At 57.8% G+C, this 16,289-nt stretch carries 17 protein-coding genes; 7 read left to right on the forward strand and 10 right to left on the reverse strand.

From position 1 onward, the window contains the following. Nucleotides 1-7: 7 nt before the first annotated feature. Nucleotides 8-1,336, reverse strand: a complete 1,329-nt coding sequence (locus tag AC2FFB_RS12840; protein WP_496875024.1) for an amidase — start codon at nucleotides 1,334-1,336, stop codon at nucleotides 8-10. A gap of 89 nt (nucleotides 1,337-1,425) precedes the next feature. On the opposite strand from AC2FFB_RS12840, the gene AC2FFB_RS12845 reads away from it, so the two are divergent. Beyond that, entirely contained in the window at nucleotides 1,426-2,652 is a 1,227-nt protein-coding gene (locus AC2FFB_RS12845; RefSeq protein ID WP_496875025.1) for an FAD-dependent monooxygenase, read from the forward strand. Here the strand turns inward: AC2FFB_RS12845 and AC2FFB_RS12850 are convergent. The 6 genes from AC2FFB_RS12850 to AC2FFB_RS12875 all read right to left on the reverse strand — a co-directional run bounded on the left by AC2FFB_RS12850 (nucleotide 2,649) and on the right by AC2FFB_RS12875 (nucleotide 6,657). After that, on the reverse strand, nucleotides 2,649-2,834 hold the full coding sequence (locus AC2FFB_RS12850; protein WP_496874995.1) for a Trm112 family protein: 186 nt from the start codon (nucleotides 2,832-2,834) through the stop codon (nucleotides 2,649-2,651). The two genes, AC2FFB_RS12845 and AC2FFB_RS12850, sit on opposite strands and share 4 nt — an antisense overlap. Then, the gene (locus AC2FFB_RS12855; RefSeq protein WP_496692517.1) at nucleotides 2,831-3,472 is read right to left on the reverse strand and encodes an LON peptidase substrate-binding domain-containing protein; all 642 of its coding nucleotides are present in this window, start codon (nucleotides 3,470-3,472) and stop codon (nucleotides 2,831-2,833) included. The genes AC2FFB_RS12850 and AC2FFB_RS12855 overlap by 4 nt, the downstream gene beginning before the upstream one ends. Nucleotides 3,473-3,499: 27 nt before the next feature. Further along, nucleotides 3,500-4,414 carry a thioredoxin gene (trxA, locus tag AC2FFB_RS12860; protein WP_496874996.1) on the reverse strand — a complete coding sequence of 305 codons (915 nt, stop codon included), beginning with the start codon at nucleotides 4,412-4,414 and terminating at the stop codon, nucleotides 3,500-3,502. 75 nt (nucleotides 4,415-4,489) lie between these two features. Then, complete coding sequence (locus AC2FFB_RS12865) at nucleotides 4,490-5,278, reverse strand: exodeoxyribonuclease III (protein WP_142637090.1); 789 nt, start codon at nucleotides 5,276-5,278, stop codon at nucleotides 4,490-4,492. A 71-nt stretch (nucleotides 5,279-5,349) separates the two neighbouring features. Beyond that, on the reverse strand, nucleotides 5,350-5,742 hold the full coding sequence (locus AC2FFB_RS12870; protein ID WP_281995419.1) for a GFA family protein: 393 nt from the start codon (nucleotides 5,740-5,742) through the stop codon (nucleotides 5,350-5,352). Nucleotides 5,743-5,970: 228 nt separating this feature from the next. Continuing rightward, complete coding sequence (locus AC2FFB_RS12875; protein WP_142637092.1) at nucleotides 5,971-6,657, reverse strand: response regulator transcription factor; 687 nt, start codon at nucleotides 6,655-6,657, stop codon at nucleotides 5,971-5,973. A 163-nt stretch (nucleotides 6,658-6,820) separates the two neighbouring features. On the opposite strand from AC2FFB_RS12875, the gene ribA reads away from it, so the two are divergent. After that, the gene (ribA, locus tag AC2FFB_RS12880) at nucleotides 6,821-7,915 is read left to right on the forward strand and encodes a GTP cyclohydrolase II (RefSeq protein ID WP_271949672.1); all 1,095 of its coding nucleotides are present in this window, start codon (nucleotides 6,821-6,823) and stop codon (nucleotides 7,913-7,915) included. Next, a complete protein-coding gene (locus AC2FFB_RS12885) occupies nucleotides 7,912-8,412 on the forward strand; it encodes a L,D-transpeptidase family protein (RefSeq protein ID WP_281995420.1) in 501 nt (166 codons plus the stop codon). Before ribA ends, AC2FFB_RS12885 begins: the two co-directional genes overlap by 4 nt. Here the strand turns inward: AC2FFB_RS12885 and AC2FFB_RS12890 are convergent. Together AC2FFB_RS12890 and AC2FFB_RS12895 are read right to left on the reverse strand one after the other, a co-directional pair. Next, nucleotides 8,396-9,055 carry a YggS family pyridoxal phosphate-dependent enzyme gene (locus AC2FFB_RS12890; RefSeq protein WP_496874997.1) on the reverse strand — a complete coding sequence of 220 codons (660 nt, stop codon included), beginning with the start codon at nucleotides 9,053-9,055 and terminating at the stop codon, nucleotides 8,396-8,398. The two genes, AC2FFB_RS12885 and AC2FFB_RS12890, sit on opposite strands and share 17 nt — an antisense overlap. A 102-nt stretch (nucleotides 9,056-9,157) precedes the next feature. Continuing rightward, nucleotides 9,158-10,195 (reverse strand): porin, encoded by a 1,038-nt coding sequence (locus AC2FFB_RS12895; protein ID WP_281973064.1) that lies wholly within the window; start codon nucleotides 10,193-10,195, stop codon nucleotides 9,158-9,160. 283 nt (nucleotides 10,196-10,478) lie between these two features. Here AC2FFB_RS12895 and AC2FFB_RS12900 point away from each other — a divergent pair, with 283 nt between their 5' ends. From AC2FFB_RS12900 to holA, 4 genes are all read left to right on the forward strand, one after another. After that, nucleotides 10,479-10,967, forward strand: a complete 489-nt coding sequence (locus AC2FFB_RS12900; protein WP_142637277.1) for a DUF3576 domain-containing protein — start codon at nucleotides 10,479-10,481, stop codon at nucleotides 10,965-10,967. Between the two features lie 71 nt (nucleotides 10,968-11,038). Next, a complete protein-coding gene (gene leuS / locus AC2FFB_RS12905; RefSeq protein WP_496694167.1) occupies nucleotides 11,039-13,576 on the forward strand; it encodes a leucine--tRNA ligase in 2,538 nt (845 codons plus the stop codon). Further along, the gene (lptE, locus tag AC2FFB_RS12910; RefSeq protein ID WP_496874998.1) at nucleotides 13,563-14,066 is read left to right on the forward strand and encodes an LPS assembly lipoprotein LptE; all 504 of its coding nucleotides are present in this window, start codon (nucleotides 13,563-13,565) and stop codon (nucleotides 14,064-14,066) included. The genes leuS and lptE overlap by 14 nt, the downstream gene beginning before the upstream one ends. After that, nucleotides 14,063-15,091: a DNA polymerase III subunit delta gene (gene holA / locus AC2FFB_RS12915; RefSeq protein ID WP_496874999.1), complete on the forward strand. Its 1,029-nt coding sequence runs from the start codon at nucleotides 14,063-14,065 to the stop codon at nucleotides 15,089-15,091. The genes lptE and holA overlap by 4 nt, the downstream gene beginning before the upstream one ends. On the opposite strand, the gene AC2FFB_RS12920 is transcribed toward holA, so the two are convergent. Beyond that, the gene (locus AC2FFB_RS12920) at nucleotides 15,088-16,260 is read right to left on the reverse strand and encodes a TIGR03862 family flavoprotein (protein ID WP_496875000.1); all 1,173 of its coding nucleotides are present in this window, start codon (nucleotides 16,258-16,260) and stop codon (nucleotides 15,088-15,090) included. The two genes, holA and AC2FFB_RS12920, sit on opposite strands and share 4 nt — an antisense overlap. Between the last annotated feature and the right edge of the window lie 29 nt (nucleotides 16,261-16,289).

Consider the following 16,289-nt stretch of genomic DNA (forward strand, 5'->3'; position numbering starts at 1 on the left):
GTGGCATTCAGGCCAATGCGGCCTCGGCCGCGGAACCAAGCCGCAAAAGCGCCTCTTCGGACCCCGGATAACCCATCATCATCAGCCCGCAGCCCGGTTTTCCGGTCGGCAAGGTCAGCGCTGCCAGCCCCATGAGGTTGCCGATCCGGGTGTTCCGCAAAGCCAGCAGGTTTTCGGTGACGTAATAGTCATGATCGCTCATCAGCCGTTCAAGATTAGGCGGCAGGATCGGTGCAGTTGGGGCCAAAACGGCGTCAAACCCGGCAGTGGCCACGTCCCATGCACCGCGACACGCCTTCAGCCTTGACCAGGCTGCAACATAATCGGGGCCCGAAGCATTTCGTCCGGCACGGAACCGTTCGAGTATTTCGGGATACATCACATCTGGGTTGGCCTCAATCACATCGCGCCACAGGCCATAGGCTTCGGTGGTGTAAAGAACCCCCGACAGCCCCATCGCGTCGGCTAGTTCAGGGACCTCAAGAGGCAGGATATCTGCACCGGCCTCACGCAACCGATCCAGGGCATCCTCGTAAGCGACACGCGGCTCTGCGCGCAAATCATCCTTGGCGACAGTCTGCAAATCCGCGAAACGACGCCCCTTTAGATTGGCTCCGCGCAAATCAGCTGGCGTCCCGCCCTCCAGCACGGCCAGCATATGGGCCGCATCTTCGACCGAGCGGGCCAGCGGTCCAACGGTATCAAACCGCAGGCACAACGGGACTGTACCCTCCAGGCTGACCCGCCCGGCAGTGGTTTTCAGCCCGACCAGATTGTTCCAGGCTGACGGTATCCGCACTGACCCACCGGTATCCGAGCCGATCGCGCAAGCTGCCAACCCCCAAGCCACGGAAGCCGCAGCCCCCGAGGATGAACCGCCGGGAACCGCATCCTCATCATCGATGCAGGGCGGTGTTCCGGTGATCGGGTTCAGGCCCAGACCCGAGAAAGCCAGCTCGCTCATATGGGTTTTGCCAAGACATACAGCGCCCATGGCACTGGCATTTCGCAGCACGACTGCATCAGTTTTGGGAACCCGGTCTTTCAGCAGTGCCGTTCCTGCCTCGGTGGCAGTCCCGGCAGTATCGAACAGGTCTTTCCAACTGATCGGCACCCCATCCAACAATGATCGGCGCAATCCCAGCTTGGCCCGCTCCTGCGCCGCCTCAGCCTCGGCTCGGGCGCGCGCTTCGGTCACGCGGGCATAGATTCGGTCGCGATGCGGGTGGGCTGCTATCGCAGTCAGAAAGGTCTCTGTCAGTTCAACCGGGTCAATCTGGCCCATGCCAATGCCCCGACCCAGATCACAAGCCGTCATCGACAACCAATCCTGCATCACTGCCCCCTTCGATTTCTGCATTCCCAGCGACGGTAGCGACAGGACCGCACATGGACAATCCCGAATGGGCGCGCATAGTGCGCAGCATGGAACAGAGCTCGGATATCCTGATCGTCGGCGGCGGCCTGAATGGCCCCGCTTTGGCTTTGGCACTGGCACAAACAGGGCACAGAGTTACCGTCATTGACGCGCTGGCCGAAAAGGTTCGCAAAAATGCGGCTTTTGACGGCAGAGCCTATGCGTTGGCCCTGGCCTCGCAGCGCCTGCTAGAGGCGATTGGGGTTTGGACACGGGTTGCCAAACACGCCCAGCCAATGCTCGAAATCAAGGTCACCGATGGCCATGCAGGCGCTGGCCCGTCGCCGTTTTTCATGCATTTCGACCATGCCGAGATCGAAGAAGGTCCGATGGGCTTTATGGTCGAAGACCGCCACCTGCGCCGTGCCTTTCTGGACGCGATGGCCGCGGAAAAGGCCATTACCCAGATCAGCGGCAAGACGGTAGTGTCACAGCAGACCTCGGGAACAGGCGTCAGCCTGACATTGGATGATGGCGCGGTCGTCAAGGGTGCGCTGCTGATCGGATGCGATGGGCGTCGCAGCGGCACTGCGGAACGTGCCGGGATCAAACGCACAGGATGGGATTACGGGCAGACCGCGCTGGTCTGCGCCATCGAACATGACTTGCCGCATCATGGCATCGCGCATCAGTTCTTCATGCCACCCGGCCCTTTGGCCATTCTGCCTCTGACCGGCAATCGCAGCTCTATCGTCTGGAGCGAGCGAACAGAAATGGCCAAGCGCATCAACGCCCTGCCCGAGGAGGACTATCTGCAGGTCCTGCGCCCCAGATTCGGCGATTTCCTGGGCGAAATCCGTCTGGCCGGAGATCGGTTTACCTATCCGCTGAACCTGACCATCGCCAACTCTTTCATCGGAGAACGGATGGCACTGGTCGGAGACGCAGCCCATGGAATGCACCCGATTGCAGGCCAGGGCCTGAATGCGGGCCTGCGCGACGTGGGCGCCCTGGCCGAGGTGCTGACCCTGGCCGGACGGCGCGGGGAAGATATTAGTTCGCCACTGGTTTTGGAGCGTTTTCAGGAATGGCGACGGTTTGATACCGCGTCTTTGGCGATGGCGACGGATATGTTCAACAAACTGTTTTCCAACGACAATCCTCTACTACGGATCGGACGGGATATCGGGATGGGCGTCGTCGGGTCACTACCCGGCCTGCGTCGCGGTTTCGTGCGCGAGGCCGCCGGCCTGACTGGGGACCTGCCAAAACTACTGCAGGGTCGGGCGATCTAGTCCAGCTCGCGCGCCTCATCCACCAACATGACAGGAATGCCATTGCGGATAGGAAAGGCCAAACTCGCCGCTTTTGACACCAGTTCCTGCTTTTCAGCGTCATAATGCAGCGTTGTATGCGTCTTCGGACAAATTAGCGCCTCAAGCATGTGGCGGTCAAAAGCGTGTTCAACGGTGGTCATTGTAGTGTTTCCTCATTCGCTCCGCCGCGCATGGCGAATTCAATCAGTGTCACCAAAGTCTCGCGCCGGGTGCGCAAACAGGGAGCCTCTAGCAAGGCTTGTTTTTCTTCCGGATCAAAATCCAGCAACATCGACAGCGAATTCACAAGCAGTTCATCATTCGCGTCTTTCAACATATCCCAATCAGCCGACAACTTTCGCGACGAAAAGAACTTTTCCAACAGCTTCATAAGCCCCACGCGATCAAACCCCTCGTCGTGCTCGACCTTGCCAAGATCACGGTCAAACCCGCGCCAGGTCACGTTACAACGGCGGTATGGGGTAAATGCATCCAACTCGGCCTGAATACGGAACCGGGAGATGCCAGTCAGAGTGATCAGATAGCGGCCGTCTTCAGTTTCGGAAAACTGCGTCACCCGCCCCGCGCAGCCAATTTGGTGCAGCTTGTTTTCGTTGCTTTGACAGGGATTCGGTTGAACCAACCCGATCAACCGTTCCTGGGTTTTCAAAGCGTCGTCCAGCATCTGCAGATAGCGCGGCTCAAATATATGCAGCGGCAAGCGCGATCGGGGCAGCAACAGCGCCCCGGGCAAAGGGAAAACGGATACCGTTTCCGGCAGATCAGCGGGATGCATCATGTACCCGAGTGTAGCTCTGATCCAGAATTAGGCAAATATCATCGAGCTGAGCTTGCGCCGCCCGTTCAGAACAATCGGATCATTAGGTTTGAGCGCATCAAATATCGTGAACAGCTGAGACTTGGCCGCGCCGTCGTTCCATTCACGGTCGCGGCGGAACATTTCCAGCAGCTGCGCCACCGCCTCTTCAACCTCGCCATTGGCATGCAGGGCCTGCGCCAGATCGAACCGTGCCTGATGATTGTCAGGATCGGCCTCAACCGCTGCGGTCAATTCGGCCACCGGGCCGGCATCTGCCGCTTGCTTGGCCAGTTCCAACTGTGCGTTTGCCGCTTCAAGCTCTGGCGATGTGGAAATCTCCGCCGGGGCCCCGTTCAGAATTGCTTCGGCCTGCTCCAGATCACCCGTGGCGATATGCGCGCGTACCAGCCCGCCATAGGCAGCGGCGTGGTTCGGATCTTCGCCCAGAATGGCGGCAAAGGTCTGTGCCGCATCCCCCGCAGCACCTTCGGTCAACATTTCCTCGGCAGCCTCGACAGCATCGTCCAGTTGACCACCCGGGCTTTCGCCACCTGTCGCCTCGATCACGCGATCTACAAATGCTTTGATCTCGGATCCGGGCACTGCGCCCTGAAATCCGTCGATCGGTTGGCCTTTGTGAAAGGCATACACGGTCGGGATAGACTGAACGCGCATCTGTGAAGCGATCATCTGTGCTTCGTCCACATTGACTTTGACCATCTTGACCGCACCCTTGGCGGCGGTCACAGCCTCTTCCAACAGCGGGCCCAACGTTTTGCATGGGCCGCACCACGGCGCCCAGAAATCAACGATGACCGGCACGTCCTGCGAGGCTTCGACCACATCCGCCATAAAAGTGGCTTCGGTCCCGTCCTTGATCAGATCGGTGGCGGGGGTGTCTGCGCCGTTCAGAAGGTCCATGGCTGTCACTCTTTCGATTAAACTTGCGCTCTATATGCAGTCGCTTGACCCGGAAACCAAGGGCAGAGTTTTACGTCAGACGTCAAAGGTCGCAAAGACCGGGGCGTGATCACTGGGCTTTTCCCACCCGCGCGCGTTGCGCAGAACGCGGCTGGAATGGCCTGCATTCGAGATATCCGGGGTCGCCCAGACGTGATCCAGCCGCCGCCCCTTGTCGGCCACGTCCCAATCCCGCGCGCGATAGGACCACCAGCTATAAAGCTGCCCTTCGGGGATGTCCTGCCGGGTGACATCGACCCAACCGCCTGCGTCCTGCGTTTCGGCCAAAGCCTCGACCTCGACCGGTGTATGCGAAACGACCTTGAGCAACTGTTTGTGCGACCAGACATCATCCTCACGCGGAGCGATATTCAGATCACCAACCAGAATGGATTTTTCCGGCTTTTCCGCGTGGAACCAGTCACGCATATCGGTCAGGTAATCCAGCTTCTGGCCAAATTTCTCATTCACCTCACGATCCGGCACATCACCGCCCGCAGGGACATAGAAATTGTGAATCGTCACGCCGTTTTCCAGCCGCCCCGCGATATGGCGCGCATGGCCGAGATCTGCGAAATCCATGTCGCCCGCCTCGACCATCGGCAGGCGAGACAGGATCGCAACGCCGTTGTAGCCCTTTTGCCCGCGCGCAACCATGTGAGTGTAACCCAGTTCGGCAAACCCTTCGGTGGGGATCTTGTCCACCGGAGACTTGCATTCCTGCAGGCACAGAACATCCGGCGCCTCTTCGCGCAACAATTTCAGCACGATAGGCTCGCGCAGGCGGACCGAGTTGATGTTCCATGTGGCAAGAGTAAAAGGCATAGGGAATTCCTCTGTCGCGGTTGGCGCACCCTAACGCGGTGCTTTCACAGGTACCATCGTAAAAGAAATTATCAGGACGGATGCCCTGAGGATTGGGGCGCATCATCGCAAATCTCGTACCAATGCGGTTTCTCAGATACGGATTCGTGAAACTGGACTTTCAGATCAAACGGAGTGTCCAGCGCATTGGCCGCAATCGGAAAACTGTCCGCATCAGCCAGAATTTCACCAAACGACGTCCCACAGGTATCGCAGAAACACCTGCCATATTTATAGGGCGGTTCAGGTTGGTAAGTGACAACTCGGTCCTTACCGTCCAGCCAAACAACATCATCTTTCTTGACGAAGACAACAGTGCTTGCACCTGCCTTCCGACAACGCGAACAATGGCATGTTCCCATAACCGAAGGTTCACTGGTAAGTTGGAATTTTACGGCGCCACACAGGCAACTTCCATGAATCACTTTCGCCTCCAATTTTGCACTCCAGAAATAGAACATTACATGAACAAATACTTTGTCGCAATCCGCTAGGAGCCGCAAAACATTTTGCAGCACAAACAAAAAAGGCCGGGCCATCAGGCCCGGCAGTCCAACAGGGAGGTACATGTCATTACCCGGACATGTACGGGTTGGGAGTAACTTAAAGATGTCTACAGGGTATCACTTTGATCCAAGTCAATCCACATCAAGTTACGATACCAAGCGATATCCACCCGATTCTGTGACCAAAAGGCGCGCGTTGGATGGATCGGGCTCGATCTTCTGACGCAGGCGATAGATATGAGTTTCCAGCGTATGTGTGGTGACACCGGCATTATAGCCCCAGACCTCATGCAGCAGAATGTCACGGGCGACGACACCGTCGGCGGACCGGTACAGGAACTTGAGGATATTGGTTTCCTTCTCGGTCAGTCGAATCTTGCGGTCTTCGTCGGTGATCAGCATCTTCATCGCCGGCTTGAAAGTATAAGGCCCGAGCACAAATACCGCGTCTTCTGATTGTTCATGCTGGCGAAGCTGTGCACGGATACGTGCCAGAAGAACCGGAAACTTGAACGGCTTGGGAACATAGTCATTGGCACCGGCATCCAAACCCAGGATGGTGTCCGCGTCACTGTCATGACCGGTCAACATCAGGATCGGGCTTTTCACACCTTGCTTGCGCATCAGGCGGCACAGCTCGCGCCCATCCGTGTCGGGCAAGCCAACATCCAGAATGACCAGATCGTAAATCGCCTCGCGAGCCCGCTCCATGGCTGATGCCCCGTCCGACGCTTCGAATACATCAAAATCCTCGGTCATCACGAGCTGTTCGCTCAACGCTTCGCGCAGATCCTCATCATCATCCACTAGCAGGATTTTCTTTAGCTGTGCCATATCCGGTCCTCCTAAGCCCTTTTCCACCACTTGCGCGCGAAAGATGCAATCAACAAGGTTTGCTGCAACCGTTTCACGCCCTCGTGTCCCAGGATGAGGAATTGTTTCACATTTCCTTTTGATCAGGCTACATGAAGGGCTGATCGTTACAGGGTAACAATAGATGAGTCTTATCCCGGATATCTCGGAACTGCTTGCTCGGGCACGGGCTGACCTGCGCATGGGCTTGCCGGTCGCCCTGACGGATGACACCGGCTTTAGCGTATTGGCCATTGCGTCGGAAACGCTGAGCGCACAGCGGCTTGCCGACTTGCAAGGTCTGGGTGGCGATCCTGTAGTCGCAGTGACTGTCCGACGGGCCGAGACATTAAAGGCACGGGCCTATGACGGTGACCTGGCGCGTGTGATCGTTCCGGCAGATGCCGATGTTGCCTGGGTGCAGGCGGTGGCCGATCCCTCGGACGATCTGAACGCGCCTATGAAAGGCCCACTGATGACAGAGCGTCAGGGCAACGCCAATCTGCATCGCATTGCCATTGCTTTGACCAAGTCAGCCCACCTTCTGCCGGCGGCAATCGTTGTTCCTGTTCAAGATGGTCGAACCTTCGCTACTGCACATGGCCTGACATGTATTGACCATACCCGCGCCGCGCCACATCTGTCGGATCGAAGCCTTTTGAATGAGGTCGTGGCCGCCCGACTGCCGATGGAGGTATCCGAAGCCGGGCGCCTGCACGTTTTTCGCCCTGAAGATGGCGGCGAGGAACATTACGCAATAGAGATCGGCCGCCCCGACCGCAGCAAACCGGTATTGGCTCGGCTGCATTCGGCCTGCTTCACCGGTGATCTGATGGGCAGCTTGAAATGTGATTGCGGGCCACAACTGCGTGGGGCCCTGGCCCAGATGGGGTCTGAAGGGGCAGGAGTACTTCTGTATCTGAATCAGGAAGGCCGCGGGATTGGCTTGGCCAACAAGATGCGCGCCTATTTCCTGCAGGATCAAGGGTTCGATACAGTCGAGGCCAATCACCGTCTCGGGTTCGAGGATGACGAGCGCGATTTCCGTCTGGGCTCGGACATCCTGAAATTGCTCGGCTTCAGTTCCGTAAGGCTGTTGACCAACAACCCCGCCAAGATCGCGATGATGGAGAAGACCGGCATCGCCGTCACCGAGCGCGTCCCGCTGAAAGTCGGCGAAACTGCCCATAACCGCGACTATCTGGCCACCAAAGCAGCCAAGTCGGGACATTTGCTGTGACACCCGCAGATCTGGTTCTAACCCGCCGCGGCGTTCGTTTTCGCGGCGGGTATTTTCCCTGTTCGATCGGGAAAGGTGGGTTAAGCAACAGCAAGCGTGAGGGGGACGGCGCCACGCCGACCGGCTGCCTCAACATCGTTGGTATGCTGTACCGGCCCGACCGGCTCGCAAGACCGTCGCCTTGGGCCATCCCAATCGGTCCTCAGGACCTCTGGTCAGATGATGTGGAAGACGCGCAGTACAATCATATGGTCAGCGCACCTTATCCTTTCAGCCACGAAAAACTCCGCCGCGCGGACCCGCTTTACGATCTGGTTCTGATCACTGACTGGAACTGGCCCAATGCGGTGGCCGGGCGCGGTTCAGCAATTTTCCTGCATCAATGGCGACGGCCTGGTTTTCCTACAGAAGGCTGCGTTGCCTTTCGGCGCGACCATCTGCGGTGGATCGCACGTCGAATCGAGCCAGGCACGCGGCTGATTATCCCTCAGGCTTAACTCGTTCACCGAAAATGGCCGAACCGACGCGCACATGGGTAGCGCCAAGTGCAATGGCCTGCTCGAAATCGCTGCTCATCCCCATGGATAGCCCTTTCAGACCATTGCGTTCAGCTATCTTGGCAAGCAAGGCGAAATGCAGAGATGGCTCTTCCTCGACAGGCGGAATGCACATCAGGCCCTGAATCGGAAGGTCGAGCCCGCGGCAATCGGCAATAAATGCATCCGCCTCGGCGGGTAGGATTCCTGCCTTTTGTTCTTCTTCACCGGTATTGACCTGAATGAACAGATCCGGGCAAGTGCCGACCTCTTGCGCGAGCCGGGCCAGAGTATTGGCCAGTTTGGGGCGGTCAACAGAATGGATCGTGCTGAACAGATCCAACGCCTGGCGGGCTTTGTTCGTTTGCAGGGGGCCAATCAGGTGCAAATCGACATCCGGATATTGCAGCTTGAATCCCGGCCATTTTCCGACGGCTTCTTGAACCCTGTTTTCACCGAAACAGCGATGCCCTAAAGCAAGCACTTCCGCTACACGCTCATTCGGCTGAACCTTTGACACGGCGATCAGCTTCACGGCCCCGACGTCCCGCCCCGAGGCAGTTTCGGCTTTGGTTATCCGGGCAGATATTTCTTGCAGCGACATTTGGGTCCTCGATCAGTTATGGGCGAAGAAAAACACTATGTCGGACAAAAAGAAAAGGGCAGGTCCGAAGACCTGCCCTTAAACCTTGCGGCTCAGAACAACTTAGAAGTTGAACTGTGCACCAAAGTCGGCACGTGTGGTCGAGTCGTCGCAGACGTCACAGTCGCTGACACCTACACCACCGCGCAGCGATACACCGCCACCCAGGTCGTAGATGGCGCCGATGCCGTACTGCTGCGTGTCCGCATCAGCGTTACCGTCACCGTAGGCGAAGGTCAGAGTGGTCGCGGCGCCAACATTGTAGGCACCCGATACACCCCAAGCAGTGCCGTCGGTCAGGTCGTTTTCGGTTTTATCGTCAGCAACAAACAGCGTACCCGAGAAGTCGCCGAATTCTGCACCCAGGGTGAAGACCAGCAGGCTTGGGTCGTCGCCAGCATCGCCCGCGTCAGTTTGACCATAGGCCAGCGCTGCAGTGATGTTGTTGAAGGTGTAAGTCGCGCTTACGTCCCAACGGTCAGCGCTCGTGGTGTTGCCACCGCCCTGGAAGATGGTCGCTTGATCGTACGACGCACCAAAGGCGAAGTCACCAACTGCGTACTGGAAGAACACAGCGTTCGAACCCGAACCGGTCGACGAGTAACCCAGGAAGCCATAGTCAACGGCAGAATACTGACCGATGAAGTTTTCCAGGCCAGGCTCGTTACCGTAGTAGTTTGCCAAGTTGTCGAAAGCACCAGCAACGTTGCCGGCGTCAACACGCAGACCACCGTAGATGACCGAGAAGCGCGCGCCGTTCAGGCCAGCCGAATTGGCTTCGCCGGTGGACGAGTCTTCGTCAGCCTGCAGACGTACACGAGCCGAGAACTCAACGCCGCCATCGGTTTCGGCTGTGCCGTCGATGTTCAGGCGGAAGCGCGAGACCAGGATTGTGTCGTCAGTGTCGTTCGCGAACACGTTAACGTTCTGAACAGTTGCACTACTTGCAGTAGTGGTGGTGGTAGTGGTGGTGGTGGTGGCCGCTGTGCGGTCCTCCTGATAACCAATACCAAAACGGCCGTAGCCGCTGAACTTAACTTCGGCCGCTGCAACACTTGCGGTTGCAATCAGTGCGGTCGATGCGAAGAGAACTTTTTTCATCTTGTTTCCCTCGGTTTCAAAAGTTTTTTAACTCGACACGTGCTTAGGCACATGTCTCAGCACGGGAACCGTTTCGCCCTTTTTGCCCCTGTCACGCAAGCTTGGCATAAAAACTGACGCGCATTGGCCTAGAATTGGTGCAAGGATGCCACAGTCTGATTTACCCACTGAATCAACCCCGAAGCCTGCTCTGGATGTGACAAGATTAAGCTTGTTGACGAACCAGACCTTGTCTAGGAGTAACGTGAATAACCTAAAACCAACGAAACGGAACCTGTCCAACATGCGCCTGCAGACAATTTTCGGTTTGATCATAGTGACAGCCGCGGTGTCGGCTTGCGGACAGAATCGCAACGCAGAACCCAGTGCAACGCCACTCAATGTGGATGGCGGTCGCTCGGACGAGCGTGAGCTGAACGATCCGAATCGCTCAACGATCTGGGATGTATTCAACACCGCAGACGCCGAGCAGGTTACCAATGTGAACCGCTATCTGTGGGCTGCCTCGCTGGATGTCCTTAACTTTCTGCCTGTGCAGGAAGTCGATCCCTTTACCGGTGTAATCGTAACAGGTTACGGCACGCCTCCGGGTGGTGGACGGCAATACAGGGCCACAGTTCACATCAGCGATCCCGCCCTGGCGGCACGATCCTTGTCGGTTGCGCTGCAGACCAGCGGGGGTGCACCGGTCAGCGCGGCAACCACACGCGCAATCGAAGATGCAATCCTGTCCCGCGCCCGTCAGCTGCGCATTGCGGACAACAAGCTCTAGCAACCCGCTTCAAATCGCAATATTACCACGCCGGGTTCATGCCCGGCGTTTTCATTACGAAGGACCGCACGATGTCGCGCTATTCGGCCACCGAAATCGAAGCAAAATGGCAAGAGGCCTGGGACAAGGCTGGAATCTTCACCGCCAACCACAAGGCGGACAAGCCGAAATACTATGTGCTTGAAATGTTCCCCTACCCGTCTGGCCGGATCCATATGGGACATGTGCGCAACTATACGATGGGCGACGTAATCGCGCGCCACAAGCTTGCGACCGGCCATAACGTGCTGCACCCGATGGGATGGGACGCGTTCGGGATGCCTGCAGAAAACGCTGCGATGGCTATTGGTGGTCACCCGAAAGACTGGACCTATGGCAACATCGCCGACATGCGCAGCCAGATGAAGCCTCTGGGCCTGTCCATCGACTGGTCCCGCGAATTCGCCACCTGTGACCCAGAATATTACGGCCAGCAACAGGCGCTGTTCCTGGATATGCTGCAGGCCGGTCTGGTTTACCGCAAGAACGCAGTGGTGAACTGGGACCCGGTCGATATGACCGTACTGGCCAATGAACAAGTCGAAGGCGGGCGCGGCTGGCGCTCGGGCGCATTGGTTGAACGGCGCGAGCTGACGCAATGGTTCTTCAAGATCAGCGATTACTCTGAGGAATTGCTGGATGCGCTGGACACGCTGGAGAACTGGCCGGCAAAAGTGCGCCTGATGCAGGAAAACTGGATCGGCAAGTCGCGTGGATTGCAGTTTGGCTTTGAACGCGTCGATGGTGGTGAGCCAATCACCGTCTATACAACGCGCCCCGATACGCTGATGGGGGCGTCTTTCGTCGGCATCTCGCCAGACCATCCGATTGCCAAGCAACTTGAAGCCGAAAACCCCGAAGTGGCTGAGTTCGTTGCCGAATGCCGCAAGGGCGGCACCACGGAAGAGGCCATAGAGACCGCCGAAAAGCTGGGCTATGACACTGGTATCAAGGTCAAACACCCGCTGGATCCGAATTGGGAGCTGCCGGTCTGGATCGCCAATTTCATCCTGATGGATTACGGCACCGGTGCCATCTTTGCCTGCCCGGCCCACGACCAGCGCGACCTGGATTTCTGCCGTAAGTACGGTTTGCCCGTCGTCGACACGTTCTTTGCGCTTGATAATGACACACCGGTCGACAAAACCGCATACGTTCCGCCGAAAACCGAAAAAGTCCGCTGGGTAAACCATTTTGCCGGGCTGACCGACGCCACCGGTGATGACGCAATCAACACCACCGTCGATTTCGCCGAAAAAGCGGGTTGGGGCGAAGGCGTTACCAAATACCGTCTGCGCGATTGGGGTCTGTCGCGTCAGCGCTATTGGGGGTGCCCGATTCCCGTGGTGCATTGCGAATCCTGCGGCGTGGTGCCCGAAAAGAAAGAAAACTTGCCGATCCGCCTGCCCGACGATGTCACTTTTGACAAACCGGGCAATCCTCTGGACCGCCACCCGACCTGGCGCGACTGCGCCTGCCCGTCTTGCGGTGCGCCATCCAAGCGAGAAACCGACACGATGGATACGTTCGTCGATTCGTCGTGGTATTTCGCCCGCTTTACGGCTCCGCACGCGGAAAAGCCGACCGATCTGGCCGAGGCTGAATACTGGATGAATGTCGATCAATATATCGGCGGCATCGAACACGCTATCTTGCACTTGCTCTATTCCCGCTTCTTTGCACGGGCGATGCAGATCACTGGCCATTTGCCGAAAAAGGCCATCGAGCCCTTTGGTGCCTTGTTCACCCAAGGCATGGTCACGCACGAGATTTATCAAACCCGCGACGCCAATGGCCGTCCGGTCTATCACCTGCCCGAGGATGTGACCGACGGCAAACTCGCCGACGGCACGGAGGTCGAAATCATCCCCTCGGCCAAGATGTCGAAGTCCAAGAAAAACGTGGTCGACCCGGTCAGCATTATCTCGGCCTTCGGCGCGGATACCGCGCGCTGGTTCGTGTTATCCGATTCACCGCCCGAGCGGGATGTGGAGTGGACAGCATCAGGCGCAGAGGCTGCCTTCAAGCACCTGAACCGTGTCTGGAACCTCTGCGACAAGATCGGCGCGATGGACCCCGAGGCAAAAGGCGACGGGGATCAAGACCTGCTGCGCGAGATGCACAAAGCCATCCATGACGTGACGCTTGGTGTTGAAAGCTTCGGCTTTAATGCCGCCATTGCAAAGCTCTATGCGTTTACCAATACGTTGGCAAAATCTAAAGCGGGTGCAGCGGCCCAAAAGCAGGCGATAAAGACGCTGGCACAGTTGATGTCGCCGATGACACCACATCTGGCCGAAGATATCTGGGCGCATCAGGGCGGCGAAGGTTTGATCGCAACAGCCCCCTGGCCCGTCGCGGACGAAGCTATGCTGGTCGATGACACCGTAACCCTGCCGATCCAGATCAACGGCAAACGCCGCGCGGAAATCAGCGTTCCAAAAGATATGGACAAGGCAGAGGTTGAAAAAATCGCGCTCAGCACCGAAGCTGTGCAAAAGGCACTGGACGGTGCCGCGCCGAAGAAAGTGATCGTTGTTCCAGGTCGGATCGTGAATGTCGTTGTTTAATCGCAGAAGCCTTTTGTTGACGCCGCTGGCTGCTTGCTTGCTGGCGACCGCATGCGGGTTCCAACCCGTTTACGCGCCGGGCGGAACAGGTGAAGCATTGCATGGTAAAGTTGCTGTAACTGAGCCAAATTCCGTGGAAAGCTATTTGCTTGTCCAGAATTTGGAACAGAGGCTGGGCCGGGATGCGAGCGCACAAAAGCTGTATGATCTGGATGTTAAGGTTGCTACGGCCACGCAATCTGCAGCGATCACGACTACCAACGAGACGAACCGGTATACAATCGAAGGGCGCGCGGAATTTTCCCTTAGGTCCGCTGAAACCGGGCGGATTCTGGTATCAGGAAATGTCCATGATTTCGTGGGCTATTCCGCTGCAGGCTCAACCGTCTCGACGCTTGCGGACGAACGTGACGCGACCGAGCGGCTGATGATCATTCTGTCCGATCAAATCGTGAACCGCCTTTATGCAGCACCGGGCCTGACCCAATGAAGCTCAGCCCGCGCGAGGCTGAGGGGTATTTCGCCAAACCGGACGCGGGCAAGGCAGGGTTGTTGATTTACGGATCCGATGCGATGCGTGTGGCCTTGAAACGGCAACAGGTCTTGTCAGCCCTGCTGGGCGAAGGCGCCGAAGAGGAAATGCGCCTGACCCGAATGCCAGGTGGTGATCTGCGCGGGGAACCGGCTCTGTTGCTGGACGCGGTCAAGGCTGTCGGGTTCTTCCCCGGCCCACGTGCAGTTTTCGTCGAAGATGCAACTGATGTCGCCGCCCCTGCCGTCATTACCGCATTCGAGGATTGGGCAACGGGCGACGCTCAGATCATCGTGACTGCTGGGCAGCTCAAACCCAGTTCAAAGATCCGTAAGGCATTCGAGTCGCATCCCGCAGCCTATGCCGTTGGGATCTATGACGATCCGCCCTCTAGGGCCGAGGTTGAACGGGTTCTGGCACAGGCCGGAGTCAATAACATTCCACCGGATGCAATGTCGGCCATCACCGAACTTGCCACGGCCATCAGCCCCGGGGACTTTACGCAAACCATTGAAAAATTGTCTCTTTACAAGCGCGGAGACGATACTGAATTGGCTCTCGAAGATATCGAGGCCTGTGCACCCAGCTCGACCGAAGCCGCCCTGGACGATGTCCTGAACGTGGTCGCCGAAGGCAGAGCCGGAGAGATTAGCCCGCTGATACGACGGCTGCAATCGCAAGGTACAAATGCGGTCAGCCTGTGTATCGGAGCAACCCGGCACTTTCGAACGCTTTACGCCTGTGCCGCCGATCCCGGTGGTGCGGCACAGGGCGTCGGCAAGCTGCGCCCACCCGTCTATGGAAAGCGGCGTGATCGTATTCTGCGACAAGCACAGGGATGGGGGGCACCCAAACTGCAGACCGCTTTGACCGTTCTGACTGATACTGATCTGTCATTGCGGTCAGCTGGGCAAACGGCCCCAGCCATGGCTTTGGTCGAACGTGCCATGATCCGTCTGGCGATGCTGGCAAAGTCGCGTTAAGCGGTCCGCGCCAGCCAGTTTGCAGCTGATCGCCCGGCCCATCGCCCTGTCGCCAGACAGGCAGTTAGCAGATAGCCACCGGTCGGAGCTTCCCAATCCAGCATCTCGCCGGCACAGAACATTCCGGGCCTGGATTTCAGCATCAACCCTTCGTCCAAAGCGCCTTGCCGAACACCTCCGACGGTTGAGATTGCCTCATCCATTGGCCGCAACCCCGCGTGGCTGAGGGGCAGAGATTTCAACGTTTCGACACTCAGACCGCTTCCCCTGTTCATCTCGTGATACAGAGCGATCTTTTGCGGAGACAGATGCAGAGATTTCTTCATCCATTGCGACTGCGTCGTCTTGGATTTCTTGGCTGCAATTTTCTGCTGCAAGGTAGTTACATCCAGATCGGGAACCAGATCAACACTCAACGGCGCTCCTTCTCGCAAAGCGGGCGTCAGGGAATAGAGCCCTCCGCCTTCAAGGCCTTTGGATGAAATCGTCGCCTCGCCGCGACTGATCACACCCCCGGCAGCCCACCCAACGGATTTGATCGCAGCCCCGTAATGCGGCTGCATATGTGCGCTCCAATCCACTGACAGGGCCGAGTTCGCCGGGGCAAATGGCGACAGGTCGACACCCGCCCCTTGCAACAGTGGGGCCCAAGCTCCATCCGATCCCAATCGCGCCCAGCTTGCGCCGCCCATGGCCAGAATCGTCGTGTCAGCCTCGATCTGCCGGTGACCTTCCGGAGTATCAAATTCCAGAGCATCGCCGTTCCATCCGGTCCACCGCCATCGGGTTTTGATTTGCACACCAGCCGCATCAAGACGCCCCAGCCAAGCCCGCAACAGAGGTGAGGCCTTCATTGCGCTTGGAAACACTCGCCCCGTTGAGCCTGTAAATACCTCTTGCCCCAGATCACGCGCCCAGTCCTGAACGGCGGCAGCATCAAATTCCGCCAACGTAGGGCGCAGCCACTCAGCACCGGGGCCATAAGACAACAAAAGTGTTTCGAGCGGTTCATTCTTGGTTAGGTTCAGGCCAGACTTCCCCGCCATCAAAAGTTTTCGGGCAACCGAGGGCTTGGCCTCGGCCACCAGCACATCATGACCTGCGGCGGCAAGTTCACCCGCCGCCATCAGGCCCGCTGGCCCGCCTCCGATCACGACGGCTTGTGCCATTGCTGTCCTCTTGCCTTTCGCGCCCTGCG

This window comes from Ruegeria sp. YTSA219 (assembly GCF_059609985.1).